Source organism: Mycobacterium sp. NGS57 (assembly GCF_059812405.1).
In genome coordinates, this window is the sequence record NZ_JCALCP010000003.1 from 277,545 (window position 1) to 303,874 (window position 26,330).

28 protein-coding genes are annotated in these 26,330 nt (G+C 69.9%); 16 read left to right on the forward strand and 12 right to left on the reverse strand.

Annotated elements, in window-relative coordinates:
- Position 1: 1 nt before the first annotated feature.
- On the reverse strand, positions 2-481 hold the full coding sequence (gene bfr, locus AC5Y43_RS07725) for a bacterioferritin (protein WP_499971057.1): 480 nt from the start codon (positions 479-481) through the stop codon (positions 2-4).
- Between the two features lie 262 nt (positions 482-743).
- On the opposite strand from bfr, the gene AC5Y43_RS07730 reads away from it, so the two are divergent.
- Complete coding sequence (locus tag AC5Y43_RS07730; protein ID WP_499971061.1) at positions 744-929, forward strand: (2Fe-2S)-binding protein; 186 nt, start codon at positions 744-746, stop codon at positions 927-929.
- Positions 930-1,021: 92 nt separating this feature from the next.
- Here the strand turns inward: AC5Y43_RS07730 and AC5Y43_RS07735 are convergent, their stop codons facing one another.
- Genes AC5Y43_RS07735 through AC5Y43_RS07750 form a run of 4 tightly spaced genes read right to left on the reverse strand, consistent with a single transcriptional unit; the run spans position 1,022 to position 3,900 of the window.
- Positions 1,022-1,771 carry an enoyl-CoA hydratase/isomerase family protein gene (locus tag AC5Y43_RS07735; RefSeq protein WP_499971064.1) on the reverse strand — a complete coding sequence of 250 codons (750 nt, stop codon included), beginning with the start codon at positions 1,769-1,771 and terminating at the stop codon, positions 1,022-1,024.
- Between the two features lie 22 nt (positions 1,772-1,793).
- Entirely contained in the window at positions 1,794-2,237 is a 444-nt protein-coding gene (locus AC5Y43_RS07740) for a TIGR03618 family F420-dependent PPOX class oxidoreductase (protein ID WP_499971067.1), read from the reverse strand.
- Complete coding sequence (locus AC5Y43_RS07745; RefSeq protein ID WP_499971069.1) at positions 2,234-2,938, reverse strand: EthD domain-containing protein; 705 nt, start codon at positions 2,936-2,938, stop codon at positions 2,234-2,236. The genes AC5Y43_RS07740 and AC5Y43_RS07745 overlap by 4 nt, the downstream gene beginning before the upstream one ends.
- A 26-nt stretch (positions 2,939-2,964) precedes the next feature.
- Positions 2,965-3,900, reverse strand: coding sequence for a hydrogen peroxide-inducible genes activator (locus tag AC5Y43_RS07750; protein ID WP_499971071.1), 936 nt, complete (start codon positions 3,898-3,900; stop codon positions 2,965-2,967).
- Between the two features lie 101 nt (positions 3,901-4,001).
- Between AC5Y43_RS07750 and AC5Y43_RS07755 the strand changes: the two genes are divergently transcribed.
- The 3 genes from AC5Y43_RS07755 to AC5Y43_RS07765 are packed head-to-tail and all read left to right on the forward strand — an operon-like array spanning position 4,002 to position 6,402.
- Positions 4,002-4,589, forward strand: coding sequence for a peroxiredoxin (locus tag AC5Y43_RS07755; RefSeq protein ID WP_499971073.1), 588 nt, complete (start codon positions 4,002-4,004; stop codon positions 4,587-4,589).
- Positions 4,586-5,122, forward strand: a complete 537-nt coding sequence (ahpD, locus tag AC5Y43_RS07760) for an alkylhydroperoxidase, AhpD family (RefSeq protein ID WP_499971076.1) — start codon at positions 4,586-4,588, stop codon at positions 5,120-5,122. Before AC5Y43_RS07755 ends, ahpD begins: the two co-directional genes overlap by 4 nt.
- A gap of 5 nt (positions 5,123-5,127) precedes the next feature.
- The gene (locus AC5Y43_RS07765) at positions 5,128-6,402 is read left to right on the forward strand and encodes an alpha-amylase family glycosyl hydrolase (RefSeq protein WP_499971078.1); all 1,275 of its coding nucleotides are present in this window, start codon (positions 5,128-5,130) and stop codon (positions 6,400-6,402) included.
- Here AC5Y43_RS07765 and AC5Y43_RS07770 read toward each other — a convergent pair.
- Positions 6,399-6,827, reverse strand: coding sequence for a DUF1810 domain-containing protein (locus AC5Y43_RS07770; protein WP_499971082.1), 429 nt, complete (start codon positions 6,825-6,827; stop codon positions 6,399-6,401). The two genes, AC5Y43_RS07765 and AC5Y43_RS07770, sit on opposite strands and share 4 nt — an antisense overlap.
- A 19-nt stretch (positions 6,828-6,846) precedes the next feature.
- Between AC5Y43_RS07770 and AC5Y43_RS07775 the strand changes: the two genes are divergently transcribed.
- Positions 6,847-8,106: an alpha-hydroxy acid oxidase gene (locus AC5Y43_RS07775; RefSeq protein WP_499971084.1), complete on the forward strand. Its 1,260-nt coding sequence runs from the start codon at positions 6,847-6,849 to the stop codon at positions 8,104-8,106.
- On the opposite strand, the gene vapC is transcribed toward AC5Y43_RS07775, so the two are convergent.
- From vapC to AC5Y43_RS07790, 3 genes are read right to left on the reverse strand one after another with little or no spacing between them, the layout of a single operon-like run.
- Complete coding sequence (vapC, locus tag AC5Y43_RS07780; RefSeq protein ID WP_499971086.1) at positions 8,083-8,481, reverse strand: type II toxin-antitoxin system VapC family toxin; 399 nt, start codon at positions 8,479-8,481, stop codon at positions 8,083-8,085. The two genes, AC5Y43_RS07775 and vapC, sit on opposite strands and share 24 nt — an antisense overlap.
- Positions 8,482-8,709 (reverse strand): type II toxin-antitoxin system VapB family antitoxin, encoded by a 228-nt coding sequence (locus tag AC5Y43_RS07785; protein ID WP_499971088.1) that lies wholly within the window; start codon positions 8,707-8,709, stop codon positions 8,482-8,484.
- A gap of 40 nt (positions 8,710-8,749) precedes the next feature.
- Entirely contained in the window at positions 8,750-9,880 is a 1,131-nt protein-coding gene (locus AC5Y43_RS07790) for a phytanoyl-CoA dioxygenase family protein (RefSeq protein ID WP_499971090.1), read from the reverse strand.
- A gap of 90 nt (positions 9,881-9,970) precedes the next feature.
- Between AC5Y43_RS07790 and lon the strand changes: the two genes are divergently transcribed.
- The 7 genes from lon (at position 9,971) to AC5Y43_RS07825 (ending at position 16,435) form a co-directional block, all read left to right on the forward strand.
- A complete protein-coding gene (gene lon / locus AC5Y43_RS07795; protein WP_499971093.1) occupies positions 9,971-12,289 on the forward strand; it encodes an endopeptidase La in 2,319 nt (772 codons plus the stop codon).
- 211 nt (positions 12,290-12,500) lie between these two features.
- A complete protein-coding gene (locus AC5Y43_RS07800; RefSeq protein WP_499971096.1) occupies positions 12,501-12,932 on the forward strand; it encodes a hypothetical protein in 432 nt (143 codons plus the stop codon).
- 106 nt (positions 12,933-13,038) lie between these two features.
- The gene (locus AC5Y43_RS07805; protein ID WP_499971098.1) at positions 13,039-13,428 is read left to right on the forward strand and encodes a nitroreductase family deazaflavin-dependent oxidoreductase; all 390 of its coding nucleotides are present in this window, start codon (positions 13,039-13,041) and stop codon (positions 13,426-13,428) included.
- 4 nt (positions 13,429-13,432) lie between these two features.
- Positions 13,433-13,765 carry a TfoX/Sxy family protein gene (locus AC5Y43_RS07810; RefSeq protein WP_499971100.1) on the forward strand — a complete coding sequence of 111 codons (333 nt, stop codon included), beginning with the start codon at positions 13,433-13,435 and terminating at the stop codon, positions 13,763-13,765.
- Positions 13,766-13,807: 42 nt separating this feature from the next.
- Positions 13,808-14,443, forward strand: a complete 636-nt coding sequence (locus tag AC5Y43_RS07815) for an endonuclease (protein WP_499971102.1) — start codon at positions 13,808-13,810, stop codon at positions 14,441-14,443.
- Positions 14,444-14,450: 7 nt separating this feature from the next.
- On the forward strand, positions 14,451-15,176 hold the full coding sequence (locus AC5Y43_RS07820; RefSeq protein WP_499971104.1) for a DUF72 domain-containing protein: 726 nt from the start codon (positions 14,451-14,453) through the stop codon (positions 15,174-15,176).
- A gap of 14 nt (positions 15,177-15,190) precedes the next feature.
- The gene (locus AC5Y43_RS07825) at positions 15,191-16,435 is read left to right on the forward strand and encodes an NAD(P)/FAD-dependent oxidoreductase (protein ID WP_499971106.1); all 1,245 of its coding nucleotides are present in this window, start codon (positions 15,191-15,193) and stop codon (positions 16,433-16,435) included.
- Here the strand turns inward: AC5Y43_RS07825 and AC5Y43_RS07830 are convergent.
- On the reverse strand, positions 16,424-18,538 hold the full coding sequence (locus AC5Y43_RS07830) for an NAD-dependent epimerase/dehydratase family protein (RefSeq protein WP_499971108.1): 2,115 nt from the start codon (positions 18,536-18,538) through the stop codon (positions 16,424-16,426). The genes AC5Y43_RS07825 and AC5Y43_RS07830 overlap by 12 nt on opposite strands.
- Positions 18,539-18,647: 109 nt before the next feature.
- On the reverse strand, positions 18,648-20,132 hold the full coding sequence (locus AC5Y43_RS07835) for an acetyl-CoA acetyltransferase (RefSeq protein ID WP_499971110.1): 1,485 nt from the start codon (positions 20,130-20,132) through the stop codon (positions 18,648-18,650).
- A gap of 173 nt (positions 20,133-20,305) precedes the next feature.
- Here AC5Y43_RS07835 and AC5Y43_RS07840 point away from each other — a divergent pair, with 173 nt between their 5' ends.
- Genes AC5Y43_RS07840 through AC5Y43_RS07855 form a run of 4 tightly spaced genes read left to right on the forward strand, consistent with a single transcriptional unit; the run spans position 20,306 to position 25,285 of the window.
- A complete protein-coding gene (locus AC5Y43_RS07840; RefSeq protein ID WP_499971113.1) occupies positions 20,306-21,208 on the forward strand; it encodes an undecaprenyl-diphosphate phosphatase in 903 nt (300 codons plus the stop codon).
- Positions 21,209-21,260: 52 nt separating this feature from the next.
- Entirely contained in the window at positions 21,261-22,106 is an 846-nt protein-coding gene (locus tag AC5Y43_RS07845; protein ID WP_499971117.1) for an SDR family oxidoreductase, read from the forward strand.
- Between the two features lie 30 nt (positions 22,107-22,136).
- The gene (locus AC5Y43_RS07850; protein ID WP_499971119.1) at positions 22,137-24,512 is read left to right on the forward strand and encodes a phosphoketolase family protein; all 2,376 of its coding nucleotides are present in this window, start codon (positions 22,137-22,139) and stop codon (positions 24,510-24,512) included.
- 35 nt (positions 24,513-24,547) lie between these two features.
- Positions 24,548-25,285, forward strand: a complete 738-nt coding sequence (locus AC5Y43_RS07855) for a CPBP family intramembrane glutamic endopeptidase (RefSeq protein ID WP_499971121.1) — start codon at positions 24,548-24,550, stop codon at positions 25,283-25,285.
- A 3-nt stretch (positions 25,286-25,288) separates the two neighbouring features.
- Here AC5Y43_RS07855 and AC5Y43_RS07860 read toward each other — a convergent pair whose 3' ends face one another.
- Entirely contained in the window at positions 25,289-26,317 is a 1,029-nt protein-coding gene (locus AC5Y43_RS07860) for a zinc-binding alcohol dehydrogenase family protein (RefSeq protein ID WP_499971538.1), read from the reverse strand.
- Positions 26,318-26,330: the final 13 nt, after the last annotated feature.

A 26,330-nucleotide genomic window follows, 5' to 3' on the forward strand; every position in this document is an offset into this window, starting at 1 on the left:
GTCAGCTGGGGGGCCGCGAGACGCACTGGGCCGAGTACAGCTCCTCGCCCAGCTTTTCCATCAACTCCAGCTGGGTCTCGAGGTAGTCGATGTGCTTTTCCTCGTCGGCCACGATCTTCTCCAGCAGGGTGGCGCTGGTGCTGTCCTGCTTCTCGCGGCACATGATGATGCCGGGCCTGAGCCGGTCCATCACCTCGTATTCGATGGCCAGGTCGGCCTCGAACTGCTCACGCAGCGTCTGGCCGATCCGCAAGGAGAAGAGGCGCTGGTAGTTGGGCAGCCCGTCGAGCAGCAGGATGCGGTCGGTGAGCTCCTCGGCGTGGTGCATTTCGTCGAACGACTCCGCGCGCGTGTGCGCGGCCAGCTCGGTGAAACCCCAGTTTTCCTGCATCTTGGCGTGCAGGAAATATTGGTTGATCGCGGTGAGCTCGCTGGTCAGTTGCTCATTGAGCAGGCGCAAAACGTCCGGGTCACCTTGCATGATCACTCCTAGGGTGTGAGGCATCGGCTGGCCCCAGACGGCACCGAAGGTGGCTGGGCTGGAGCGCACCGGTCCGGGGCGTTCGGGGTTACGACCAGCACTTTGCCACGCAAATATCGAATCTTCCAGCAAGGTTTGGCTGGGCTCAGTGAGGTTAGGAATGACTTACATCACTCTTAGTTAGGTTAGACTCGCCAAAGGAAGTTAGGTTAGACTCCACTAATATGCGGTGGTTTCACTCGGCTGATGCGGGGGTGTGCTGATGTACGTATGCCTCTGTGTCGGGGCCACCAATCAGACCGTCTGCGACGTCGTCGCCCGGGGCGCGTCCACGTCCAAGGAGATCGCCGAGGCCTGCGGGGCCGGCGGTGACTGCGGGCGCTGCCGTCGCACGCTGCGCGCGATCCTCGCCGCCGAGCACGACCGCCAGCCCGTCCGGTCGCGCTAGCTTTCTCGCCGCGAGTTCGCGAACCCAACGTCACTGCGAATCTGCGCTCGGGATTTCGCGGTGTGGTTCGGCTCGCGGCGAATGGGTCCCCGTTAGCGCTTGTTGAAGTCCGCCAGCGCGGCGGCGTTGGTCTGGGTGCCCAGCAGCTCGGCGAAGTGAGCGTTCTCCCGCGCGCTGGCGGCGACGATCTCGGGACGGACCGGTTCCAGCATCGTGTGCTTGACGGCCATCAGGCTCGAAATCGGCCGGGAGGCAAGCACTTCGGCGTGCCGTCGCGCCTCGGGTAGCAGCTCCTCGGGGTCGCAGACCCGCCAGACCAGGCCCATGCGCAGCGCCTCGTCCGCGCCGACCCATTCCGAGGACATCAACAGCCAGGCGGCGTTTTGCCGGCCCACCAATTGCGGCAGCAGATACGACGACGCCGCCTCGGGGGCGACGCCCAGGCTGGTGAACGGGCACTTCAGCCGGGCCGTCGACGACATGAACGCCAGGTCGGCATAGCCGAGGATGGTGGCGCCGATCCCCACGCCGACGCCGTTGACGGCGCAGATCAGCGGCTTGGGGAACGCGGCGAGCGCGTCGATGAGGCCACGGAAGCCATGCTTGCCGGGCGTGAAGTCGGGGTCGGTGACCATTGCCTGCATCTCGGCGAGATCGGTGCCCGCGCTGAACCCGCGCCCCGCGCCGGTCAGCAGGACGACGGCGATCTCGGGGTCCTCGGCGGCGGCCAGCAGCGCGTCGGCGGTGGCGTCGTAGAGGGCCTCGTTGAACGCATTGAGCGCCTCGGGCCGGTTCAGGGTGAGGGTGCGCACCCGGTTTTGGTCGTCGATCTGCAGCGTCACCGGTGCAGCGTAACGGTTGGGTTCAGCCGTTGCTGTAGACGCGGGTCGGGGCGATCAGCACCACCGCGCGCCGCTCGGTGGCCATCACCCGGTCGTAGGTGTCCCAGTCGTCATGGGTGCCGCCCGCGGCGGTGAAGACCTCGCGCAACAACAGCCGCAGCCGGTCGGGGTCGTCCAGCCAGGGTTGCGGATCGTCGGGGCCGACGAGCTCGGCGCGGCCCTCCACGGTGGCCCACTGCCAGCCGTTGCGGAACGTGACGGCCAGTTGCGGCCGCTGCCGCAGGTTGGCCAGCTTGACCTTGCCGTAGGTGGTGAACCCCAGGACCGGCTCGCCCGTCGCCGGGTGCGGCAGTTGGCCCACGTTGACCAGTGACGCCTGCACCGTCGCGTCGGCGCGCACGGTGGACACCACGGCCAGCCCGTGGTCGGCGGCGGCCAGCGCCACGGCCTCGCTCAGTGTCGTCATGGTTGTCCCCCAAACGGCGTCCTGACGACGTAGCGGCTGGTCGGCACGGTGTCGATGTTCTCGTTGGCGCCGAATGCCGTTGTACTGGCGACCATCTGGCCGATCCGGTGCTGCAGGTCGTTGTCGTCGGCGGCGCCGAAGAAGGCCTTGAGGTCGGTGATCGCCTCGGCGGGGAACAACTCCTCGACGATGCCGGCGATTTCCGGGGCGTCCGGGGTCAGCCGTCGCACCACCCAGTTCTGGGTGTAACCGAACGTCGACTGCGTTTCGATGGCCACCGCGGTGTGGTTGTGCTGCCAGCGGGTCAGCCAGGTCGCCTGGTCCATGTCTTTGGGCCGGCGCAGCAGCGCGATGTTGGCCAGACCCGTTGTGCGGCAACCGAGCTCGAGTGGCGCGGCGAGCGGGACCGACTCGGTCACCAGGTATGCGGCGAGGTGTTCGCATTCGGCCTCGAGCAGCGCCAGCGCGGCCGTCGCCTGTTCGCCGTAGCACTGCTGGGTCCACAGGCTCACCACCGCGACGACCGGCGGGTCCAGCGTCGTCAGCGTCATCAGCGAGTGGCGCACCGCGCCGTCGCGGACATTGACGGCAAGGCCCGGCAGGCCCAATTCCAGCAGCGCGTCGGCGACCGGACCCCTTTGCCGCGCGCACCAGTCGTCGGTCGAGTCGGCACGCCTCAGCACGGCGATCACCTTTTCCATACGTGGAACCTACCGCCGGCGCCCGGCTATTTGACGGGACGCACGTGATGTTCGGCGGCAATCAGCGTGCCGACCGTCTCGGCCAGCCGGCGGTAGGACTGCTCGCGGCCGCTCGAGGAGCGGAACACCAGCCCGATTCGCCGGCCGGGGCGGGGCGCGGCGAAGTGCGCGAGCCCCAGCCGGCTACGCGCGGACTCCACCGGCACCGCGCTCTGCGGTATGAGCGTCACCCCCAGTCCGCCGGTCACGCACTGCACCGCGGTCGCCAGTGACGCCGCGCGGGTGTTGGCCAGCGCCGCCCGCACGCCGGCGCTCTGGCAGACGTCGAGCGCCTGGTCGCGCAGGCAGTGGCCCTCGTCGAGGAGCAGCAGCGGCAACTCGGCCAGCGCCGTCGCCGGCACCCGGCGCTTGCCCGCCAGCTTGTGCCCGGGTGGCAGGGCGAGCACGAAATCCTCGTCGTAGATCGGGATTGCGGTCATCCCCGGTGCGTCGGCGGGCAGGGCGATCAGCGCGGCGTCCAGCGCTCCTTCGCGCAGCATCCTGAGCAGCCGTTCCGTCTGGTCCTCGATCACCCGCAGGGTCAGCGCGGGCAGTCGTTCGGCCAGCCCGGCCAGCACCGTCGGCAGCACGTAGGGCGCCACGGTGGGAATCAGGCCGAGCCGCACGGTGGCCTGCAGCGGATCCGACGTCCCCGCGGCGGCGGCGGTGAACGCGTCGACGGCCTCGACGACGGCGAGCGCGTGCGGCAGGAGCTGCGCGCCCTCGGCCGTCAAGAAGACACGCCGCGTCGAGCGCTCGATCAGCTGCGTGCCGAGACCGCTCTCCAGCGCCGCCAGCGCCTGCGACAGCGTCGACTGGCTGACACCGAGAGTGGTTGCGGCGCCGCTGAAGTGTTGCCTCTCGGCCACCGCGACGAACGCGCGCAGCCCAGCGAGGGTGGGCTGATAATTCTTATCGGACATACCTATAAGTATAGTGCCATATATCACCTTTACTTCAAGTCACGCGCGAGGCATCATGGGAGCAGAAGGCTAAACTGGAATAGATCCAAAAAAGGAGTGTCATGTCCCTGCTGACCATCGGCGACCAATTCCCCGCCTACCAGCTCACCGCGCTGATCGGTGGCGACCTGTCGAAGGTCGACGCCCAGCAACCCGGTGACTACTTCACCACCATCACCGACGAGGACCACCCCGGCAAGTGGCGCGTGGTCTTCTTCTGGCCCAAGGACTTCACGTTCGTGTGCCCGACGGAGATCGCCGCGTTCGGCAAGCTGAACGACGAGTTCTCCGACCGCGACACGCAGGTGCTCGGCGTCTCGATCGACAGCGAGTTCGTCCACTTCCAGTGGCGCGCGCAGCACGAAGACCTCAAGAAGCTGCCGTTCCCGATGCTCTCGGACATCAAGCGGGAGCTTGCGCTGGCGACCGGCGTGCTGAACGACGAGGGCGTCGCGGACCGGGTGACCTTCATCGTCGACCCCAACAACGAAATCCAATTCGTCTCGGCCACCGCCGGATCGGTGGGGCGTAATGTCGACGAGGTGCTGCGGGTCCTGGACGCTTTGCAATCCGACGAACTTTGCGCCTGCAACTGGCGCAAGGGCGACCCGACCATCGACGCCGGCGAACTGCTCAAGGCCTCGGCATGAGTATCGACAACCTCAAGGAGGCGCTGCCGGAGTACGCCAAGGACCTCAAGCTGAACCTGGGTTCGATCACCCGGACCACGGTGCTGGACGAGGAACAGCTGTGGGGCACCCTGCTGGCCAGCGCCGCGGCCACCCGGAACGCGCAGGTGCTGGCCGAGATTGGGGCAGAGGCGGCCGACTACCTGTCCGCCGAGGCGTACCAGGCGGCGCTGGGCGCCGCGTCCATCATGGCGATGAACAATGTGTTCTACCGGGCCCGCGGCTTCCTCAACGGCGCCTACGACGACCTGCGGGCCGGGTTGCGGATGAACATCATCGCCAACCCGGGTGTGCAGAAGGCGAATTTCGAGCTGTGGTGCTTCGCGGTGTCGTCGATCAACGGCTGCCCGGACTGCGTGGCCGCCCACGAGCACACGCTGCGTGAGGCCGACGTGAGCCGGGAGACCATCCTCGAGGCGCTGAAGGCCGCCGCGATCGTTTCCGGTGTGGCACAAGCGATCGTCGCCGCCCAGGCGCCGGCCGTCGTCGGCTGAGCCCTGTGAGCGCGCCGTCCTGGGTAGAACACGCCATCTGGTGGCAGGTCTATCCGCTGGGATTCGTCGGCGCGTTTCCCGCTTCTGAGCCGTCGCGGCCGGAGCAACACCGGCTGCGGCGGCTCGTCGACTGGTTCGATCACGCAATCGCGCTGGGGGCGTCGGGGATCGCGCTGGGGCCGATATTCGCCTCGCGCACACACGGTTACGACACCACCGACCACTACCGCATCGATCCTCGCCTCGGCGACGACGCCGACTTCGACTACCTGGTCGCCGAGGCCCACCGCCGCGGGCTGCGCGTGCTGCTCGACGGCGTGTTCAACCACGTCGGCGTGGACTTCGCGCGCCTTTCTGACGCGCCGAATTGGTTCAGCGGCGACACCTTCGAGGGCCATTCGGAGCTGCTTACCCTCAACCACGACAACCCCGAGGTCGTCGACTACACCGTCGACGTGATGGCGCACTGGCTGGGCCGCGGCGCCGACGGCTGGCGGCTGGACGCGGCCTACATTGTGCCGCAACACTTTTGGGCGGCCGCGCTGCCGCGGGTGCGCGAGCAGTTCCCGGACGCCTGGTTCGTCGGCGAGCTCATCCACGGCGACTACGCCGCGATGGTCGAGGCGGCGAAGTTCGACTCGGCGACCCAGTACGAGCTGTGGAAGGCGATCTGGAGCGGCCTCAACGACGGCAACTTCTTCGAGCTGGACTGGGCGCTGCAGCGGCACAACGCATTTGTGGCCAGCTTCGCCCCGCTGACGTTCGTCGGCAACCACGACGTCACCCGCCTCGCCAGCCGGCTGGAGCGGCCCGAGCACGTGGCGCACGCGCTGGTGGTCCAGCTGACCGTCGGCGGCCTGCCCAGCGTGTACGCGGGCGACGAGCTCGGGTTCCGCGGCGTCAAGGAGGAGCGCTACGGCGGGGACGACGCGGTGCGCCCCGAGTTCAGCCATCCCCCAATGCAATTGGATGATTTCGGCACCGAGATGTGGGCGCTGCACCAGTTCCTGATCGGGCTGCGCCGCCGCCACCCCTGGCTGCATCGGGCGTCGACGACCGCGTTGCGGCTGGCCAACCGCCACTACGTCTACGAGACCCGCAGCGGCGACGACGCGCTGCTGGTCGCGCTCAACATCGACGACGAACCGCTGCGCGTGGCGCTGTCGGAGGTGGGCGCGCCGCGCGGGCAGGTGCTCGGCGGTTCGTCCGCCCCGCCGCAGGAGGTCGTGGACACCCTCGTCGTGGAACCGCATGGCTGGCGGATAGTCGGGCCGGCTTAGAGCCGCTTTAAGGTCAGCGGGTCCTGCTGGCCGTCGTAGCACTTGTCGAGCAGCGCCAGGAACTTCCGGTTGTCGGCGGTGGCGCGGGCGAACAGCGTCATCGACGAGCGCAGCTTGAGGTCGTCGGGCGAGCCGAAGATCTCCGAGGTCGAGCGGCCCCGCAGCGCGTTGACCAATTGGGTGCACTCGCGCAGCCGCGGTCCGAGCAGTCCGTGGCGCAGATACGCACGGGCCTCGTCGAGCGAGGAGATGCCGAAGTGCACCGCGGTCGGGCTGCCGCCCAGGCCGCGCAATTGCGGGAAGACGAACCACATCCAATGGCTGCGCTTTCGACCCTCGCGCAGCTCCGCGACGACGTCGTCGTAGACGCGGTCCTGCGCGTCCACGAAACGGTTCAGATCGAAGGGGTCGCCTGTCGATGCCATGGGCTTTACGGTTGCACACATGGCGGTCGAGCGGCGAGTGCCCAGGGCGCGCGACCTGGCGCCGCTGATCCGGTTCAAGCGGCCGCGGTTCGACGGGGTCGGGCGCCGCCTGGACGCCGCGTTCACCATCGAGGACCTGCGCCGCATCGCCCGGCGCCGCACCCCGAAGGCGGCGTTCGACTACACCGATGGCGCGGCCGAGGACGAGCTGTCCCTCGCGCGGGCCCGACAAGCCTTCCGCGACATCGAGTTTCACCCGACCATCCTGCGCGACGTCAGCAACGTCACCGCCGGGTGGAACGTGCTGGGCCAGCCGGTGGTGCTGCCGTTCGCGATCGCGCCGACCGGGTTCACCAGACTGATGCACACCGAGGGCGAGGTCGCGGGCGCGCGGGCGGCGGCGCGGGCCGGGATCCCGTTCTCGCTGTCCACGCTGGGCACTTGCGCGATCGAGGACCTGGTGACCGCGGTCCCCCAGGGCCGCAAGTGGTTTCAGCTCTACATGTGGCGGGATCGGGAGCGTTCGATGGCGCTGGCGCGGCGCGCGGCCGACGCGGGCTTCGACACGCTGCTGGTCACCGTCGACGTTCCCGTGGCAGGCGCGCGGCTGCGCGACAACCGCAACGGGATGACGATCCCGCCGACGCTGACGCTGCGCACCGTGGCAGACGCGGCGGCGCACCCGAAGTGGTGGTTCGACCTGTTGACCACCGAGCCGCTGGCGTTCGCGTCGCTGGATCGCTGGCCGGGCACCGTCGGCGAATATCTCAGCACCATGTTCGACCCCAGCCTCACGTTCGACGACCTGGAGTGGATCAAGGCCCGATGGCCGGGCAAGCTCGTGGTCAAGGGGATCCAGACGCTCGAGGACGCCCGCGCCGTCGTCGACCGCGGCGTCGACGGGCTCGTGTTGTCCAATCACGGTGGGCGCCAACTGGATCGGGCGCCGGTGCCGTTCCACCTGCTGCCGGTCGTTTCCCGCGAGCTCGGCAAGCACACCGAGATCCTGCTCGACACCGGCATCATGTCGGGCGCCGACATCGTGGCGGCGATCGCGCTGGGGGCCCGGTGCACGCTGGTCGGCCGCGCCTACCTGTACGGGCTGATGGCCGGCGGCGAGGCCGGGGTGGCGCGTGCGATCGACATTTTGGCGCTCGGTGTCACCCGCACGATGGCGCTGCTCGGCGTCACCTGCCTGGAGGAGCTGTCGCCCCAGCACGTCACGCAATTGCGGCGGCTGGGGCCGTATCCCGACTCAGAACAGGGGCTCGGTTTGTAGGCCGCAATGGTTGCGAATCACCTCGTAGTCGCGATCGCGATGCGCAACAGCAACTCCGAGCCGCAACGCCATCGCGGCCACCTGGCAATCGATCAGGCTGCGCACGGTGTCGCCGCCGCGACGACAACGCCGGTGGATGGCGGCTGCATCTTCCGCGTCGCGCAGGGGCGCGACCGGCTCGATGTCGAAACGCTGCAGAAGCCGCCTTCGCAGCGCCGCGTTGGCTTCGTCGGTCGTGCCGATCAGCAGCTCCATCATCACCACCTCGGGCACCATTACCGCCGCATTGGTGGCAATGCGATCCGCTAGCCAGCGGCTGGCGAAAGACTCCGAGGTGGAAAGGAATTCGATCCAGACGGAAGTGTCGACGATCATCTAGGACTGGTCTGCAAGTCCCGCGTTCGCGTCCGAGAACGATTCGACCTCATCATTGGTGAAATCGAAACCACTGCCCTGGAGCGCCAATGCGTCGTCGCGGCCTAACGGTTCGCCCACGAGCCTGCGCAGCGCGAAGTCGACCGCGCTTCGCTTCGAATCCAACCGGTACATTCGCTGCGCCGCGGCGACAAGGTCGTCATCGATGTCGATATTTGTCCGCGACATGACACTACTATACACCTGTATGTGTATCCAGGTTGGCCCACTACTGCAGGCGCGCGACCTGTTCGGTGCGGTTGCGCACCAGGTCGTTGAAGGCCTCGCCGGGGCCGATGTGTTGCCACAGCTGCGGCGGATAGTGCGTGACGTACATGGTGCGGCGGCCGCCGGCGCCGGTCGGCTGGGGCGAGGCGTGCATCAAGTCCTGGATGTGCACGGTGACGTCGCCGGGGGCGGTGTCGATGCTGACGATCGGCACGTGTTGCAGCCGGTGTTCCCACCGGTAGTGGATGGCCTGGCCGTGGCTGCCGGGCACGACCCGCAGGTTGCCGGTCGTGGCGTCCGACCCGGTGAGCTGGATGCCGACGCTGACCGCGGGGCACATGATCGCGTGCCCGCCCATCCCGCAGTCCTGATGCCACGGGATGTTGGACAGCCCGCTGGTTTCTCCCGGCACCTTGAGCAGCACCGCGGCGCCTTCCATCCGGTCAGGCGCCGGGCGCAGCGCCGGGTCGAGCAGGGCGCCGAGGCGGCGCACCCGCGGATCGTCCTCCAGCGCGGTGAGCACCGGTGAGTGCAGCGTCGCGTAGACCAGGCGGCACAGCGCGTTGGCGCCGTCCTCGCCGGTGACCCACCAGGACCGGTCGTCGCCCGGATTGGCTTGCGCCGCAAGGCGATCGACCTCGCGGTTGGCGAGTTCCATCTCGTCGGCGCCGAACACGCCCTGGACGTGCAGGTAGCCCATCGTCTGCAGCTGCGCCGCCAGCTCGGGGTCGTCCGTGTCGAGGGTGAACGCCGCGCGCGCGTCGCGGCCGTGCAGGTCGGCCCTGGCCGGGTCGTACGGCGGGATGCCGGCGTGCAGGTACCTCAGGACGGGGTCCCAGTCGGCCAGTTGCTCGAACCCGCCGCGCTCAAAGTTGAGGTCGTCGCTGAGCAGCAGGTTGATGATCGTGCGGACCTGGCCGATCATGTCGTCCCAGGCTTGGTGGGAGAGGCGCACGACGGTGTCGCCGTCGTTGCGGCCGTCGGTGACGCGGATCGTCGGCCCTTCGACGGAATAGGTGCGCGCGTCGTCGTCGACGAGGAAGGTCAGTGCGCCGGTTTTCGCGAGGTCCGTGGCCGCGGATTCGAGGATGTCCGGGTCGAGGGAACGCATGTCGGGCCGTGGCAGCGGCATGGAGTGATTATGACCGCGCGCGGGCCGGTTCGAGGAACAAATTCGGTGCGGGCTGGGTTAAGCGCATCAGACTCAACTCTTGGAGGATTGATGGCTGAAGCCAAATCAGTGCCCGTGTTGTTCACCGCCACGATCGTGCTGCCCGGAATGGTGGTGCCGATCGCGCTGGATGACGCCGCACGCGCGGCGATCGACGCCGCCCAGGCCAGCGATTCCGGGCAGCTGCTGATCGCGCCCCGGCTCGATGACCGCTACCCCACCCACGGCGTGATCGCGAAGATCCTGCAGGTCGGGCGGATCGCCGGCGGCGGCACCGCGGCCGTCGTGCGCGGCGAGCGCAGGGCACACATCGGCGCGGGGGCCTCCGGGCCCGGTGCGGCGCTGTGGGTCGAGGTGACCGAGGCGCCCGAGACCGAGGCCACCGACGACGTCAAGGCGCTGGCCGCCGAGTACAAGCAGCTGCTGCTGGCGATGCTGCAGCGGCGCGAGGCCTGGCAGATCGTCGACCACGTCAACAGCCTGACCGACCCGTCGGCGCTGGCGGACACGTCCGGCTACGCGTCGTACCTGACCGACGTGCAGAAGCGGCAGCTGCTGGAGACCGTGGACGTCGGTGAGCGGCTGCGTTTGCTGATCGACTGGACCAGTGGGCATCTCGCCGAGGTCGAGGTCAACGACAAGATCGCCGAGGACGTCCGCGAGGGCATGGAGAAGACGCAGAAGGAGTTCCTGCTGCGCCAGCAACTGGCGGCGATCCGCAAGGAACTCGGCGAGGGTGAACCCGACGGTTCGGACGACTACCGGGCCCGTGTGGAGGCTGCCGAGCTGCCCGAGAAGGTGCGCGAGGCCGCGCTGCGTGAGGTCGGCAAGCTCGAAGGCGCCAGCGACCAGAGCCCGGAAAGCGGCTGGATCCGCACCTGGCTGGACACCGTGCTCGATTTGCCGTGGAACGAGCGGACCGAGGACTCGACGGACTTGACGGCGGCGCGGGAAATCCTGGACGCCGACCACCACGGCCTGGACGACGTCAAGGACCGCATCGTCGAATACCTGGCGGTGCGCGCCCGGCGCGCGCGGCGTGGGCTGCAGGTCGTCGGCGGCCGTGGCTCCGGGGCGGTGATGGTGCTGGCCGGGCCGCCCGGCGTCGGCAAGACGTCGCTGGGTGAGAGCGTGGCCCGGGCGCTGGGCCGCAAGTTCGTGCGGGTCGCGCTGGGCGGTGTGCGCGACGAGGCCGAGATCCGCGGGCACCGACGCACCTACGTGGGTGCGCTGCCGGGCCGGATCGTGCGCGCGATCGGCGAGGCGGGATCGATGAATCCCGTTGTGCTGCTTGACGAAATCGACAAGGTCGGTTCCGACTATCGCGGCGACCCGAGCGCGGCGCTGCTGGAGGTGCTCGACCCCGCGCAGAACCACACCTTCCGCGACCACTACCTGGATCTGGACCTGGACCTTTCCGATGTGGTGTTCCTGGCCACCGCCAACGTGATCGAGAACATCCCCTCGGCCCTGCTGGACCGCATGGAGCTGGTGACGATCGACGGCTACACCGAGGACGACAAGGTCGCCATCGCGCGCGACTACCTGCTGCCGAGGCAGCGGGAGCGGGCGGCGCTGAGCGACGACGAGGTCGCCGTCACCGACGCTGCGTTGCGCAAGATGGCCGCCGACTACACCCGCGAGCCGGGGGTGCGGCAGTTCGAACGGCTGCTGGCCAAGGCGCTGCGAAAGGTAACGACGAAGCTGGCCGAGGTCGACGAATCGGTGACCATCGACGAGCTCGATCTGGTCGATTACCTTGGCAGGCCGCGGTTTACGCCCGAGTCGGCCGAACGCACCGCGGTGCCCGGCGTGGCCACCGGCCTGGCCGTCACCGGCCTCGGCGGCGATGTGCTCTACATCGAGGCGGGATCAACCGAGGGTGAGCCCGGTTTGCAACTGACGGGCCAGCTGGGCGACGTGATGAAGGAGTCGGCGCAGATCGCGCTGTCCTACGTGCGCTCGCACGCCGCCGAACTGGGTGTCGACCCCGCGACGCTGGACCGGCGCATCCACGTGCACGTGCCCGCGGGCGCGGTGCCCAAGGACGGCCCGTCGGCCGGGGTGACGATGGTGACCGCGCTGGTGTCGATGGCCACCGGGCGTCATGTCCGCTCCGACGTCGGCATGACCGGCGAGGTGACGCTGAACGGCCGGGTGCTGCCGATCGGCGGTGTCAAGCAGAAGCTGCTCGCCGCCCAACGCGCCGGGCTGTCAACGGTTTTCATTCCGGCCCGCAACGAGCCGGACCTGGATGACGTGCCCGCCGAAGTGCTCGACGCGCTGGACGTGCGGCCGATGACCGACGTCGCCGAGATCGTCGCGCAGGCGCTCGAACCGGTGATCGAGACGGACACGGTCGCGGCCTGAGACCGGCCGGGCGGCCTGCCACGTGCCCCGCCCGTCTGTTACGCGTGTGGCGAATGCTCTGCTGATCGCCGCCGGCGGGTCGCGGTGACGGGGTTTTCGTTTTCCGGAGCGAGGGTATCTGGGGTCGAGGGGGTCAACCCTACAGTCCCGAGATGGAGCTGAGGGCTAACCGAACAACAGGTCAACGCAGTATTTGCTGGAGGATTTCACCATGAAGCTCAACAAGCTCGCCGCCACCGCGGCGATGGCCGGTGCCCTCGGGTCCGCGGCCTTCGGAATTGGCGCCGGTCTGGCGCAAGCCGACCCGAACGGCCCGAACGTGCCGGGCCCGAACGTGCCGGGCCCGAACGTTCCAGGACCGGGGCAGGTGCCAGGACCCGGGCAGGTGCCGGGCCCGGTGCCGGGGCAGCCGATCTGCAACGGTGGACCCGGCGTCAACTGCAACGGGCCGGGCACCCCGCTGCCGCCCGGGCAGCGCGGATTCCCGCCACCGGGGCAGTACAACGACCCCATCGGTTACGGGTATCCCGCCCAGTGGATGCCGCCCGGTCAACCGATCCAATATCCGGTCGTCTTCAACCCGGCCGTGAATCAGTGGGGCGTTTTCCTGCCCGGTGGCCAGTTCATCGCCTACGCCACCTAGGGGCACCATCAGACAGCCGCCTCCAGGCTTGGGGGCGGCTGTCTGCGCGCGGCGATAGGGTGCCGCGCCGCTGCGGTTGCGGCCGACTTATTGCAGAATCGGCGGTATGACCGCCAGGCGGGATCTGAAACGACAAATGGTCCACCGCATCCAACGGCTCGTCGTCAATCCCGTGGGCCGGCAGCTGCCGGTGACCATGCTCGAAACCACCGGACGCAAGAGCGGGCAGCCGCGGCTGACGGCGGTCGGCGGCAGCGTCATCGACAACGCGTTCTGGATGGTCTCCGAACACGGCGAACATTCGGACTACGTGCGCAACATCAAAGCCAATCCGGCTGTGCGGGTGCGCGTCGGCGGAAAGTGGCGCAACGGCACCGCCCACCTCCTGCCCGACGATGACGCGGTGCGGCGACTGGGCGAACTGCCGCGACTGAACAGCGCGGTGGTGCGCCTGATGGGCAGCGAACTGCTCACCATCCGGGTCGACCTGGACTGAGCCGATGGCCTACGACGAGGACCTGGCCAACCGGATCCGCGAGCTGCTCGGCTCCGAGCGGGGCGTCGAGGAGAAGCGCATGTTCGGCGGGCTGGCGTTCCTGATCAACGGCAACATGTCCGTGGCCGCCAGCGGCCAGGGCGGGCTGTTGGTGCGGGTGCCGCCCGACGAGACCGACGCGCTGCTGCAGCGCGCCCACGTCAGCCCGATGGTGATGGCGGGCCGGGAGACCCGCGGCTGGTTGCGCGTCGACGCCGTCGGCGTGCGTACCAAACGCCAGCTGCAGGGCTGGGTCGCGCGCGGTATCGGCTACGCCCGGAGCCTGCCCGCGAAGTGACGGCCGGGTTTGCTGGAACGCGGTTCGGGTACGGGATGCGGTATGGACAAGCCGAAGCAGGTGGTGCGGCGGCTGCTCGATGTCGCCGGCACCACCTACGCGGCTGAGGCCGGGATCAAGGTCGACGACAAGCCGATGCCGTTGTTTCAGCTGCTGGTGCTGTGCATGCTCGCCAGCAAGCCGATCGACGCCGCGATCGCCATGAGCGCCGCTCGGGAACTGTTCAAGGCGGGCCTGCGGACGCCGAAGGCGGTGCTGGCAGCGGAGCGGCAGACCATGATCCGCGCGTTCGGGCGCGCGCACTACGTGCGCTACGACGAAAGCTCGGCCACCCGCCTCGCCGACATCGCCGAGCGGGTCCGCGACGACTACACCGGCGACCTGCGCGCGATCGCCGACCGCAGCCACCACGACGTCGCCGAGGCGAAGCGAATGCTCAAGATGTTCAAGGGAATTGGTGATACCGGCGCCGACATCTACCTGCGCGAGGTGCAAGACGTATGGACCTGGGTGCGGCCGCACTTCGACGACCGCGCCACCGCCGCGGCCAGGCAACTGGGTTTGCCGGCCCAACCGGCGAAGCTGGCCGCGCTGGCGCCGCGCGCTAATGCGCGGCTGGCCGCCGCCCTCGTCCGGGCGTCGCTCGATGACGACGTGCGCCGGCGGGCGGCCGGATGATCCGGCGGTGACGACACGGATCGGCACGTCCGGCTGGTCCTACAACCATTGGGCCGACGTGCTATATCCGCCCGGGCTGCCCTCGGCGCGCCGGCTGGCGCGGTACGTCGAGGTGTTCGACACCGTCGAGCTCAACGCGAGTTTTTACCGCTGGCCCAAGGATTCGACGTTCGCCGGCTGGCGCGATCAGCTGCCCGAAGGGTTCAAGATGTCGGTCAAGGCGCACCGCGGGCTGACCCACTACCGCCGGCTGTCCTCGCCAGAGCCGTGGATCGAGCGGTTCGAGCGCTGTTGGCAGCTGCTCGGCGACCGCCGCGGGGTGCTGCTGGTGCAGCTGCACCCTGAGCAGCAGCGCGATGACGCGCGGCTGGACGATTTTTTGTGCGCCGTGCCCGAGTCGGTCCGGGTGGCCGTCGAGCTGCGGCACCCGTCCTGGAACGACCCCGCGGTCTACGAGATCCTGCAACGCCGCCGCGCCGCGTACGTGGTGATGAGCGGCGCCGAGTTGGCGTGCGTGCCTCGCGCCACCACCGACCTGGTGTACGTCCGCATGCACGGTCCCGAGCCGGCCTCGATGTACACCGGCTCCTACACCCCCGACGACCTGCGCTGGTGGGCCGAGCGCATCACCGAATGGGCCGACGAGGGCCGCGACGTGTGGATGTACTTCAACAACGACCTGGGCGGCCACGCGGTGCGCAATGCGCTGGCCTTGCGGGAACTCCTGCGCTAAGTAGGCTGGTCACTATGGCCAGCTCAACCACATTCGTCATCGTCGGCGGCGGACTCGCCGGAGCTAAGGCGTCGGAAGCGTTGCGCAGCAACGGTTTTGACGGTCAGATTGTCCTGATAGGCGCCGAGGACCGGCTGCCCTATGAGCGTCCTCCGCTCTCCAAGGAGTTTCTGGCCGGCAAGAAGTCCCTGGCCGACTTCACGGTGCAGGACGCCGACTGGTACCGCGACAACCGCGTCGATTTGCGGCTGGGCGCGCCGGCGACGTCGGTGGACGCCAAGGGTCACACCGTCGGGCTCGCCGACGGCACCACGGTGAGCTACGACAAGCTGCTATTGGCGACGGGATCGGACTCTCGGCGCCCGCCGATCCCGGGAGCCGACGCCGCCGGAGTCCACTACCTGCGGACCTACGACGACGCCGAGGCGCTGAATTCCGTTCTCACCGAAGGCTCTTCGCTGGCCGTGGTGGGCGCGGGGTGGATCGGCCTGGAGGTGACCGCGTCGGCCCGCCAGCGCGGCGTCGACGTGACCGTCGTCGAGGCGGCCGCCCAGCCCCTGCAGGCCGCGCTCGGCGAAACCGTGGGGGCGGTGTTCGCCGACCTGCACCGCGAGCACGGGGTCGACCTCCGCCTGCAGGCGCACGTCGAGGAGATCACTCGGGCCTCTGAAAAAGACGGCCGAGTTGCCGCCGGTCTGCGGCTGCGCGACGGGTCGACGGTCTCCGCCGACGCCGTGCTGGTGGCCGTCGGCGCCAAGCCCAACGTCGAACTCGCCGAGGGCGCCGGGCTGGACATGGGCGACGGCGGCGTGCTCGTCGACGCGTCGCTGCGCACCAGCGATCCCGACATCTACGCCGTCGGCGACATCGCCGCGGCCGAGCACCCGCTGTTCGCCACCCGCATCCGCACCGAGCACTGGGCCAATGCGCTGAAGCAGCCCGCGGTCGCGGTGGCCGGAATGCAAGGCAATCCAGGCGAATACGCCGAGCTGCCCTACTTCTTCACCGACCAATACGACCTCGGGATGGAATACGCCGGGCACGCACCGGACTTCGAGCGGGTGGTGTTCCGCGGCGACCTGGCCGGCCGGGAATTCGTCGCGTTCTGGCTCGACGGGGACAACCGGGTGCTGGCCGGGATGAACGTCAACGTCTGGGACGTGCTCGACGACGTCAAAGCCCTGATTCGCTCGAAGGCCCCGGTGGACGTCGACAAGCTGACCGACCCGCAATCGCCGCTGGGCGGGCTACTGACCTGACGGCTCGACCGGAGTCCAGCGTCCGTCGATGACGTCGGGCGGGCGCTGGACCTGCAACCGCTCCCGTTCGGCGCGGCGGCGCTTGATGCGCAGCCGGGCGTCGGCCGGCATGCTGACCAGCTCGTCACAGGTCAGGTAATAGACGTCGTCGACGGCGTCGATCAGGTCCGCCGCGAGCCGCCGGGATCCCAGCTCGCGCAGCGTCATCCGCAGCTGGTGGGTGAAGCGCATCGCGGTGTCGTGGGCCAGCTCGCGCGACCCGCGCGCATTGGCGGCGATGCGCCGGGCCAGCGTCGGTGGCGTGGGCGTCTCGGCGGGGGCGGTGTCGGCGGCCGCCACCTCGGCCGCCGCCGTGAGCAGCATCGCCGGGTCGTCGCCGAATACCACGCTGGCGAGCTCGGCCTCCCCCGGGCCGCGGTGACCGATCCTGCCGATGGCGGCGTCGAGGGCCGCGGCGGCGTCGGGAGACAGCGCGCGCACGCTGCCGACGTTGCCCTCGGCGGCCAGCGCGGCCAACGGCGGGTCGGCGCGCAACGCCGCCGCCAGGTCGGCGGTCTCGGCCGCGACGCGGGTGCTCTCCATGACCATGCCCAGTCCGGACACCTTCGACGCTGCGCGGTTGCGCTCGAGCGCCGCGGCGGTGACCCCGGAGTCGATCAGCCACAGCGCCGTGAGGATCCAGCCCTGGTGGATGCGGTCGCGCAGCAGCGGCACCCTGACCTCCAGCGCCGCCGCGGGCAGTTGCGCCAGCAGCGCAGCGTCCAGGCACTCAGCGTCGGCGGCCGCGCCGAACGCGCGGGTGTCCGGCTTGAGGCGGCGCATCAGCGTCAGCGACCGCGCCGCGACGAGGGCCTTGGCCATCGACCCCAGCGCGCCGTCGGCCAGCTGCGGCTCGCCGAACGGCAGGACGTCCCCGACTTGCGGCTGGTCGGACAGGGCGTGGCGCGCGACGGCGTCCTGGTCCCAGCCGGGCAGCTGGGTGGCGGCGACGACGTTGGCCGACACCCCGACGTAGGCGCGATGGCCGAACACCGCGATGGCCCGGCTGGCCCACTCCTGGTCGACGACGCCGCCCAGCGCCAGGACCTGACCCAGCATCCGGCTGGCCGCGCGCAGCCCGCTGAGCTGGACGTCGAGCGTCATCGGGGTCAGCGGGCCGGGCAGCGCCTCGGCCAGCCGGGCCGCGCTGAAGACCGGGAACCGGGGATCGATCCGGTCGTCGAACTCCCCTTCCATGCCGTCGGGGGCCGCGCTGTGCACCTCGTCGGAGGGGCGCGGGCGTGGGAGCACCTCGACGGGCAGCGCCAGCCGGCGGTCGTGGCTGACCGCGCCCGCGGGATCCAAGCGGCGACCGGCGAGCCCGCGGGCGGTGTCGGCGAAGGCGTCGAGCGCCTGCCAACCGAATTCGAATCCCCAATCCTCTTGTGCCGCAGCGATATCCATCGACGGGATCAACCGCGACCAGCTGCGTACCCCGCGCAGCGGCGCGCGCGGGTCGACGGCCCGCAGCAGCCGCCACGCCGTGACGACGTTGGTGGTGTCGGGGGTGGCGAGGTCGACGACCCCGGTGCGGTCGGTGTTCAGCGCAAACGTCAGGAAGCGCGCGAGGTCGTCGACGTGCAGGACCCGGATCGGCCTGTTGGAGGGCTTGGCGCGCAGCAGGGTGGCCACGGTGCGGCACACCATCCAGTCGAGCTGGCGGCCGACCGGCGGCGCGATCCGCACGACCAGGTTCGGTGCCCAGCTGCCCGAGACCAGTTCCTCGGCCGGTCGATACAGCTCGGGCCGGCCCGCGGCCTGGGACACGAACAGCAGCCGCGCGCCGGCGCGGGCGGCCGCGTGGCTCACGTGGGCCAGGCCGTCGACGCCCGCGCTGCCGGGCGCGGCGGTGTCGATCGGCGCCAGGTGGACCACCGCGTCGGCGTCGTCGGCGAGGTCTTGCAGGACGGGGTGGCTGACCGGCGCGCAAACTAGTTCGACGCCGGGATCGAGGTAGGGGTGCGGGTGCTCAGCAATCCCGGTGACCGTGTGCCCGGCGGCGGTCAACTGGCGCGTGAGCAGCCTCCCGACCGCGCCGGTGGCGCCGGTAACCAGGACCCGCACCTCGCCTCACCTCCCCCCACCTGCCCTGAACGTCCAAACCGACAATAGGCACCTCGGGGTTGCTTACGCGACCGGTACCGCCCTGGCCTGTGCTGATCCGCGCCGGTGGTTACTGCAGCGCCGCGCTGCCGTCGGCGGCGACGGCAACCTTGGCACCCCCGATATCTTCCCGCACGGTCGCTTCGGCGCCGGCCGGATCGGTGATGACGGCCAGGGCGCGCGACCCGTCGGGGGTGCGCACCGCCACGAAGGCCTTCTCGGGTTGGCCCTCGCGGTCGAACGGTGTCGTCCACGCCTCGACGGTTCCGACACCCTCCCATTCGGCCAGGCCGTCGCGGGTGGGCTCGCGGTCGACCGCCGGTTGCGCGTCCTCCCAACGGAATTGGGCCGGCGGCTCGGTGCTGTAGACGCCGAAGCTGTGTTTGGTCAGGAAGCCGCCGTTGGCGGTGATGAGGGCGCGGCGCCCGGGGTTGGCCACCAGCAACTCGGCCGCGGTGGCGATGGAGTGCATCACGTAGTTGCTCCACGGGCCGCCGGCGAACGTCAGCCCGCCGGTGACGGTCAGCGGGCGCGCCGGGTCGTCGGCGCTGAGCCGGAGTTCGGCGGCGGCGACCTGCACGGCCGACGGGAAGCAGGAGTACAGGTCGACGTAGTCCACGTCATCGATGCCCAGGCCGGCCAGTTCCAGCGCCCGCGCGCCGGCGATGCGGATGGCCGCCGAGCTGTGCAACTCGTCGCGCTCGGCGATCGAGGCGGTGTCGTGCGCGTCGGTGCCCGCGTGCGGGAAAACCCACCGTTCGGCGGGGATCTGCAGGCGTCTGGCCTGCTCGACCGAGGTCAGGATCAGCGCGGCGCCCTGGTCGACCATGTTGTTGGAGTTCATCAGCTTGGTGTAGGGCCAGCTGATCATCCGGTTCTGCGGTCCGGGCCGCGATATCTCCTCGGCGGTAACGGGTTTGCGGATCCAGGCGTTGGGGTTGTCGACGGCGACGGCGTTGAACCGGGCCCACAGTTCGCCGATGCGCCTGATGTGGTCCTCGGTCGACTCGCCGTTGGCGATGCGCAGCGCCTGCTCGAACAGCGGATAGACGTAGGCGGGCCGGTCGAGCCGAATCCTGATCTCGGCCTCGCCGGCCATCTCGACGTCGTCGCCGCTGACCTCGGCCATCGGGACGGACTGGTCCTGTGCGGTCCACTCGAGCCGGCCGCCCTGGGCCTTCAGCCCCCGCCGGGTGCGCCAGGTCTCGGCCCCGGCCAGCAGCACGACGCCCGCGCGGCCGGCCTGGATGTCCAGGCAGGCCTGGTTGACCAGGGACTGCGGGACGTTGCCCCCGACGGGGCTGTACAGGGTGCTGAAGCTGGTCGCGCCGAGGCGCTCGCCCAGCAGTAGGCCGGGGTCGCGGTAGGTCGCCGACAGGATGTTCACCACCCGGATGGAGTCGACGGCCTCGATCACCCGGGCGTCCGCGGCCTGCCGCGCCGCGGCGACCATCAGGTCGACGGGTTCGACCGAGCGGGCCGCCGGGTCGATCTCGTCGCGGTGGTTGACCTGGCCGTGGCCGATCAGCACCGGTGTTCTGGGATCGACGGGCATAGACCGAACCTATCGGACGCCGACCGTGCGGCTGGCCGCACAGCCGCGCTCGGGCGTGCGCCTGGCCGCACGCTCGCGGGCGAGGTTGGGCACGCCAGCGTGACGTTCGGCACCGCTTGGACCGCGTCGGCTATCGTCGCAGGCCGCGAGACCATCCAGGGAGGGACCAACCGATGAGCGCCCACTTGAGCTACGTCGAGGCCGTCGTCGTCGGCGCGTTTCAGGGCGTCACCGAGCTCTTCCCCGTCTCCAGCCTCGGGCACGCGGTGCTGGTACCGGCGCTCGTCGGCGGGCAATGGGGCCGCGACCTCAACGTGTCTACGCCCGATTCGCCGTACCTGGCGTTCATCGTCGGCCTGCACGTCGCCACTGCCGTCGCACTGCTGGTGTTCTTCTGGCGCGACTGGCTGCGCATCGTGGCCGGCTTTTTCACCTCGCTGCGCTACCGCGGGATCCGGACGCCCGACGAGCGGCTGGCCTGGCTGATCGTGGTCGCCACCATCCCGGTGGGTCTGGCGGGGCTCGCGCTCGAACATGCTTTCCGGAGCACGCTGGGCAAACCCATTCCGGCGGCGGCGTTCCTGCTGGCGAACGGCGTCTTCATGTACGTCGGCGAGGTGTTGCGCCGTCGGGTGTCACCGACCGGGGACGAGGAGCACGCCGACCACACCGGGGCGGCCATCGACAACCGGCTGGCCGAACTGCCGATGCGGCGCGGGCTGCTGATCGGCGCCTCGCAGATCCTGGCCCTGTTTCCCGGCATCAGCCGCTCGGGCATCGCGATCGTGGCCGGGCTATGGCGCGGGCTGTCGCACGAGGACGCCGCCCGCTTCTCCTTCCTGCTGGCCACGCCGATCATCCTGGCCGCCGGCGTCTACAAGATCCCCGACCTGTTCGGGCCGCGGGGGGCGGGCATTCACGGCCAGGTGCTGGCCGGCAGCGTCGCGTCGTTCGTCTGCGCGTACCTGGCCGTGCGGTTTCTGACCCGCTATTTCCAGACCCGCACGCTCACCCCGTTCGCGGTCTACTGCGCGCTGGCCGGCGGCGCCAGCCTGGTCTGGCTCCTCGCCCACTGAGCGACGGGCGCCGGCGTTTGCGCGGCAGGAAGCGCGGTGCTGTGCTTACCGCATGGCAGACATCGCAATGGGCGTCAAGGTCCGCGACAAAGTTATCGTGATCACCGGCGGGGCACGGGGAATCGGCCTGGCCGCCGCGACCGCGCTGCACAACCTGGGCGCCAGGGTCGCGATCGGCGACATCGACGAGGTGCGGGTCAAGGAGTCGGGCGCCGCGCTGGGCCTCGACGTCTACGGCAAGCTCGACGTCACCGACGCGCATTCGTTCGCCGACTTCCTCGACGAGGTCGAGCGGCAGCTCGGCCCGATCGACGTGCTGATCAACAACGCCGGCATCATGCCGGTCGGCCGGATCATCGACGAGCCGGACGCCGTCACCCGCCGCATCCTGGACATCAATGTCTACGGCGTGATCCTGGGCAGCAAGCTGGCCGCGCAGCGCATGGTCCCCCGCGGGTCCGGGCACGTCATCAACGTCGCCTCGCTGGCCGGCGAGCTCTACCTCGTCGGCCTGGCCACCTACTGCGCCAGCAAGCACGCGGTGGCGGCGTTCACCGACTCGGCCCGGCTGGAGTACCGCGACGCCGGCGTGAAGTTCTCCATGGTGTCGCCGACGTTCGTCAACACCGAGCTCACCGCGGGGACCCACGGGGCCAAGGGGTTCAAGAACGCCGAGCCGGCCGACATCGCCGACGCGATCGTCAAGCTCGTCGCCCACCCCAAGCCCAGGGTGCGGGTGACGCGCGCGGCCGGCGCGATGGTCGCGGCGCAGAAGTTCTGGCCGCGCCGCGTGGCCGAGGGTTTCAACCGCATCCTGGGCGGCGAGCACGTCTTCACCGACGACGTCGACGTCGAGAAGCGCCGCGCGTACGAGGCCCGCGCCCGTGGCGAGGAGTAGGGAGCGGGATAGACGGGAACACGCGGAATCGTGAACCCCCAAGCTCTTTCCGACGACGAACTCGCCGGCATCGACAAATACTGGCGCGCCGCCAATTACCTGTCGGTCGGCCAGATCTACCTGCTCGACAACCCGCTGCTGGCCGAGCCGCTGTCGCCCGAGCACGTCAAACCCCGGCTGCTGGGGCACTGGGGCACCACGCCCGGGCTCAACCTGATCTATGCACACCTGAACCGGGTCATCCGCAACCGCGACGCCAACGTCATCTACGTCACCGGCCCCGGCCACGGCGGGCCCGGGCTGGTTGCCAACGCCTACCTCGAGGGCACCTACAGCGAGGTGTACACCGGCATCGAGGAGGACACCGAGGGATTGCGAAAGCTGTTCCGGCAGTTCAGCTTTCCCGGCGGCATCCCCAGCCACGTCGCGGCCCAGACCCCGGGCTCCATCCACGAGGGCGGCGAGCTGGGCTATGCGCTGGTGCACGCGTTCGGCGCCGCGTTCGACAACCCCGACCTGGTGGTGGCCTGCGTGGTCGGCGACGGCGAGGCCGAGACCGGGCCGCTGGCCGCCGGATGGCATTCCAACAAGTTCCTCAACCCGGTCACCGACGGCGCGGTGCTACCGATCCTGCAGCTCAACGGCTACAAGATCGCCAACCCGACCGTGCTGGCCCGCATCCCCCACGCCGAGCTGGAATCGCTGCTGCGCGGCTACGGCTACCGGCCGATCACCGTGGCCGGTGACGACCCCGCCGACGTGCACCGGCAGCTGGCCGCCGCGCTCGACGACGCCTTCGACGACATCGCGGCCATCCGAGGGGCGGCGCGCTCCCAGGAGCGAGCCAAGCAGGCCGAGCGGCCCGTATGGCCGATGATCGTGCTGCGCACCCCCAAGGGCTGGACGGGCCCGAAGGTGGTCGACGGCAAGAAAGTCGAGGGCACCTGGCGGGCGCACCAGGTCCCGCTCGCCGAAACTCACGACAACCCCGAACACCGTGCCCAGCTCGACCAATGGCTGCGCAGCTACGGGCCCGAGGAACTCTTCGACGCCGACGGCGCGCTGCGCCCCGAGCTGCGGGCGCTGGCCCCGCGCGGGGATCGCCGGATGAGCGCCAACCCGCACGCCAACGGCGGGTTGCTGCTGCACGACCTGGACATGCCCGACTTCCGCGACTACGCCGTGGCGGTGACGCGGCCGGGGGCGGAGGTGCACGAGGCGACCCGGGTCCTGGGCGCCTTCCTGCGCGACGTGATCGCCCGCAACGGCGACCGGTTCCGCCTGATGGGTCCCGACGAGACCGCCTCCAACCGGCTCGACGCGGTGTACGGGTCGACGGCCAAGGTGTGGCTGTCGGAGGTCGAGCCCGACGACGAGCACCTCGCGCCGGACGGCCGCGTGATGGAGGTGCTCTCCGAGCACCTGTGCCAGGGCTGGCTGGAGGGCTACCTGCTGACCGGGCGGCACGGGTTGTTCAACTGCTACGAGGCGTTCGTCCACATCGTCGACTCGATGATGAACCAGCACGCGAAATGGCTCGCCACCAGCCGGGAGCTGCCCTGGCGGCGGCCGATCGCGTCGCTGAATTACCTGCTGAGCTCGCATGTGTGGCGTCAGGATCACAACGGCGCGTCCCATCAGGATCCCGGCTTCATCGATCTCGTCGCCAACAAGCGGCCCGAGCTGACCCGGGTGTATTTGCCGCCGGACGGCAACACGCTGCTGTCGGTGGCCGACCACTGCCTGCGCAGCCGCGACTACATCAACGTCGTCGTCGCCGGCAAGCAGCCCGCGCTGGCCTACCTGGACATGGACGAGGCGATCGCCCACTGCACGCGCGGGCTCGGCATCTGGCACTGGGCGAGCACCGCTCGATCCATAGGCGCCGAACCGGATGTGGTGCTGGCCTGTGCCGGTGACATCCCGACGCTGGAGACGTTGGCGGCGGCCGACATCCTGCGCCGCGAGTTGCCCGATCTGGCCGTGCGCGTGATCAACATCGTGGACCTGATGCGGCTGCAGCCGGACTCCGAACACCCACATGGGTTGCCCGACAAGGAATTCGACGCGCTTTTCGGTGTCGATACGCCGGTGATCTTCGCCTACCACGGCTACCCGTGGCTGATTCACCGGCTCACCTATCGGCGTACCAATCACGGCCACATGCATGTGCGCGGATTCAAGGAGCGCGGCACCACTACCACGCCGTTCGACATGGTGATGCTCAACGACCTCGACAGGTTCCACCTGGTGATGGACGTGATCGACCGGGTCGACGGGCTGGGCAACCGCGCCGCGGTAATGCGTCAGCGCATGGTCGACGCCCGCCTGGCCGCGCGGATGTACACCCGCGAGCACGGCGAGGACGACCCCGCGATCGCCGGGTGGACGTGGGGCTCGGACTGAGCTGGGCACGCGGGTTTCGCCGGTAAACTTGCCCCATGCCCGACGCGACGCTCGCCGACACGCCTGCGCTGCCTCGGTTCCGCGTCCACCTCGACATCGCCGTGGTCGTCGTGGTGCTGGTGTCGACGAACCTGATCGCGCACTTCACCACGCCGTGGGCGAGCATCGCCACCGTCCCGGCCGCGGCCGTCGGCCTGGCGATCCTGATGCGCGCCCGAGGCCTGGACTGGGCGGATCTCGGCCTGGGCCGCGCGCACTGGCGATCCGGGCTGGGCTATGCGCTGGCCGCGGTGGCCGTGGTGGCGTCGGTCATCGCGCTGGGAATCGCGTTGCCGACGACCCGGCCGATGTTCTTGAACAACCACTACGCCACGATCTCGGGCGCCCTGATCGCCTCGATGGTCGTCATCCCGTTGCAGACCGTGATCCCCGAGGAGCTGGCGTTTCGCGGGGTGCTGCACGGCGCGCTGAACCGGGCCTGGGGGTTCCGCGGGGTGGCGCTGGCGGGGTCGCTGCTGTTCGGGCTGTGGCACGTCGCCACGTCGCTGGGGCTGACCAGCAGCAACGTCGGCTTCACGAGGCTGTTCGGCGGCGGGGTCGCCGGGATGCTGGCCGGGGTGACGCTGGCGGTCCTGGCCACCGGGGTGGCCGGCTTCGTGTTCAGCTGGCTGCGGCGGCGCAGCGGCAGCCTGATCGCCCCGATCGCTCTGCACTGGTCGCTCAACGGCCTCGGCGCCCTGGCTGCCGCGTTCGTGTGGCACCTGTCGACCTGAGCCTCAGACGAGCAGCACCGCGGCCCCGGCGATCCGGCCGGCAGCCAGGTCGGCCAGGGCCTCGTCGGCCCGGTCGAGCGGATATTCCGGCGTGGTCACCGCGATGCGATGCCGGCCCGCGAAGTCGAGGAACGCCCGCGCGTCGGCCCGGGTGTTGGACGTGACCGACCGGACCTGGCGCTCCTGGAACAGGTGACGCTGGTAGTTCAGCGGCGGGATGTCCGACAGGTGAATGCCCGCGATGGCCAGGGTGCCGCCGCGGTCGAGCGCCTGAAGCGCCGGCAGCACCAACTCTCCGACGGGCGCGAACAGGATCGCGGCGTCCAGGGGCACCGGCGGCGGGTCGGCAGCGCCCTGCGCGGACGCGGCGCCGAGCCCCAGCGCCAGCCTCTGCGCCTCGGCCCCGCGTGTCATCACGTGCACCTCGGCACCCTGCGCCAGTGCGACTTGGGCGGTGATGTGCGCACTGCCGCCGAATCCGTAGAGGCCCAGCCGTCCGCCCGGCGGCAGGTCGGCGCGCAGCAGGGAGCGGTAGCCGATGATGCCGGCGCACAACAGGGGCGCCAGCTCGCTGTCGCTGTAGCCGTCGGGCAGGTGATGCGCGAAAGCCGCTGGGACTGTGGTGAATTCGGCGTAGCCGCCGTCGGCGTCCCAGCCGGTGTAGCGCGACCGCGGGCACAGGTTCTCGGCGCCGCGCCGGCAGTAGGTGCACACCCCGCAGGTGTGGCGCAGCCAGGCGATGCCCACCCGGTCCCCCGGCCTGAACTCGCCACCGGCCTCGGCGCCCACCTCGATGACCTGGCCGACCACCTCGTGGCCGGGAGTCACTCCGTCGCGGTGCACCGGAAGGTCGCCCTCGGTGACGTGCAGATCGGTGCGGCACACCCCGCAGGCTTTGACCGCGACCAGCAACTCCGACGGGCCGGGCCGCGGCACCTCGGCGTCCACTTGCTCGAGCGGTCCGGTGTCCATCGGCCCGGGCCGGCGCACCCGCCACGCGCGCATCGTCGTGGTCGCCGCCGGGGCCATCAGCCCATCATGCCGC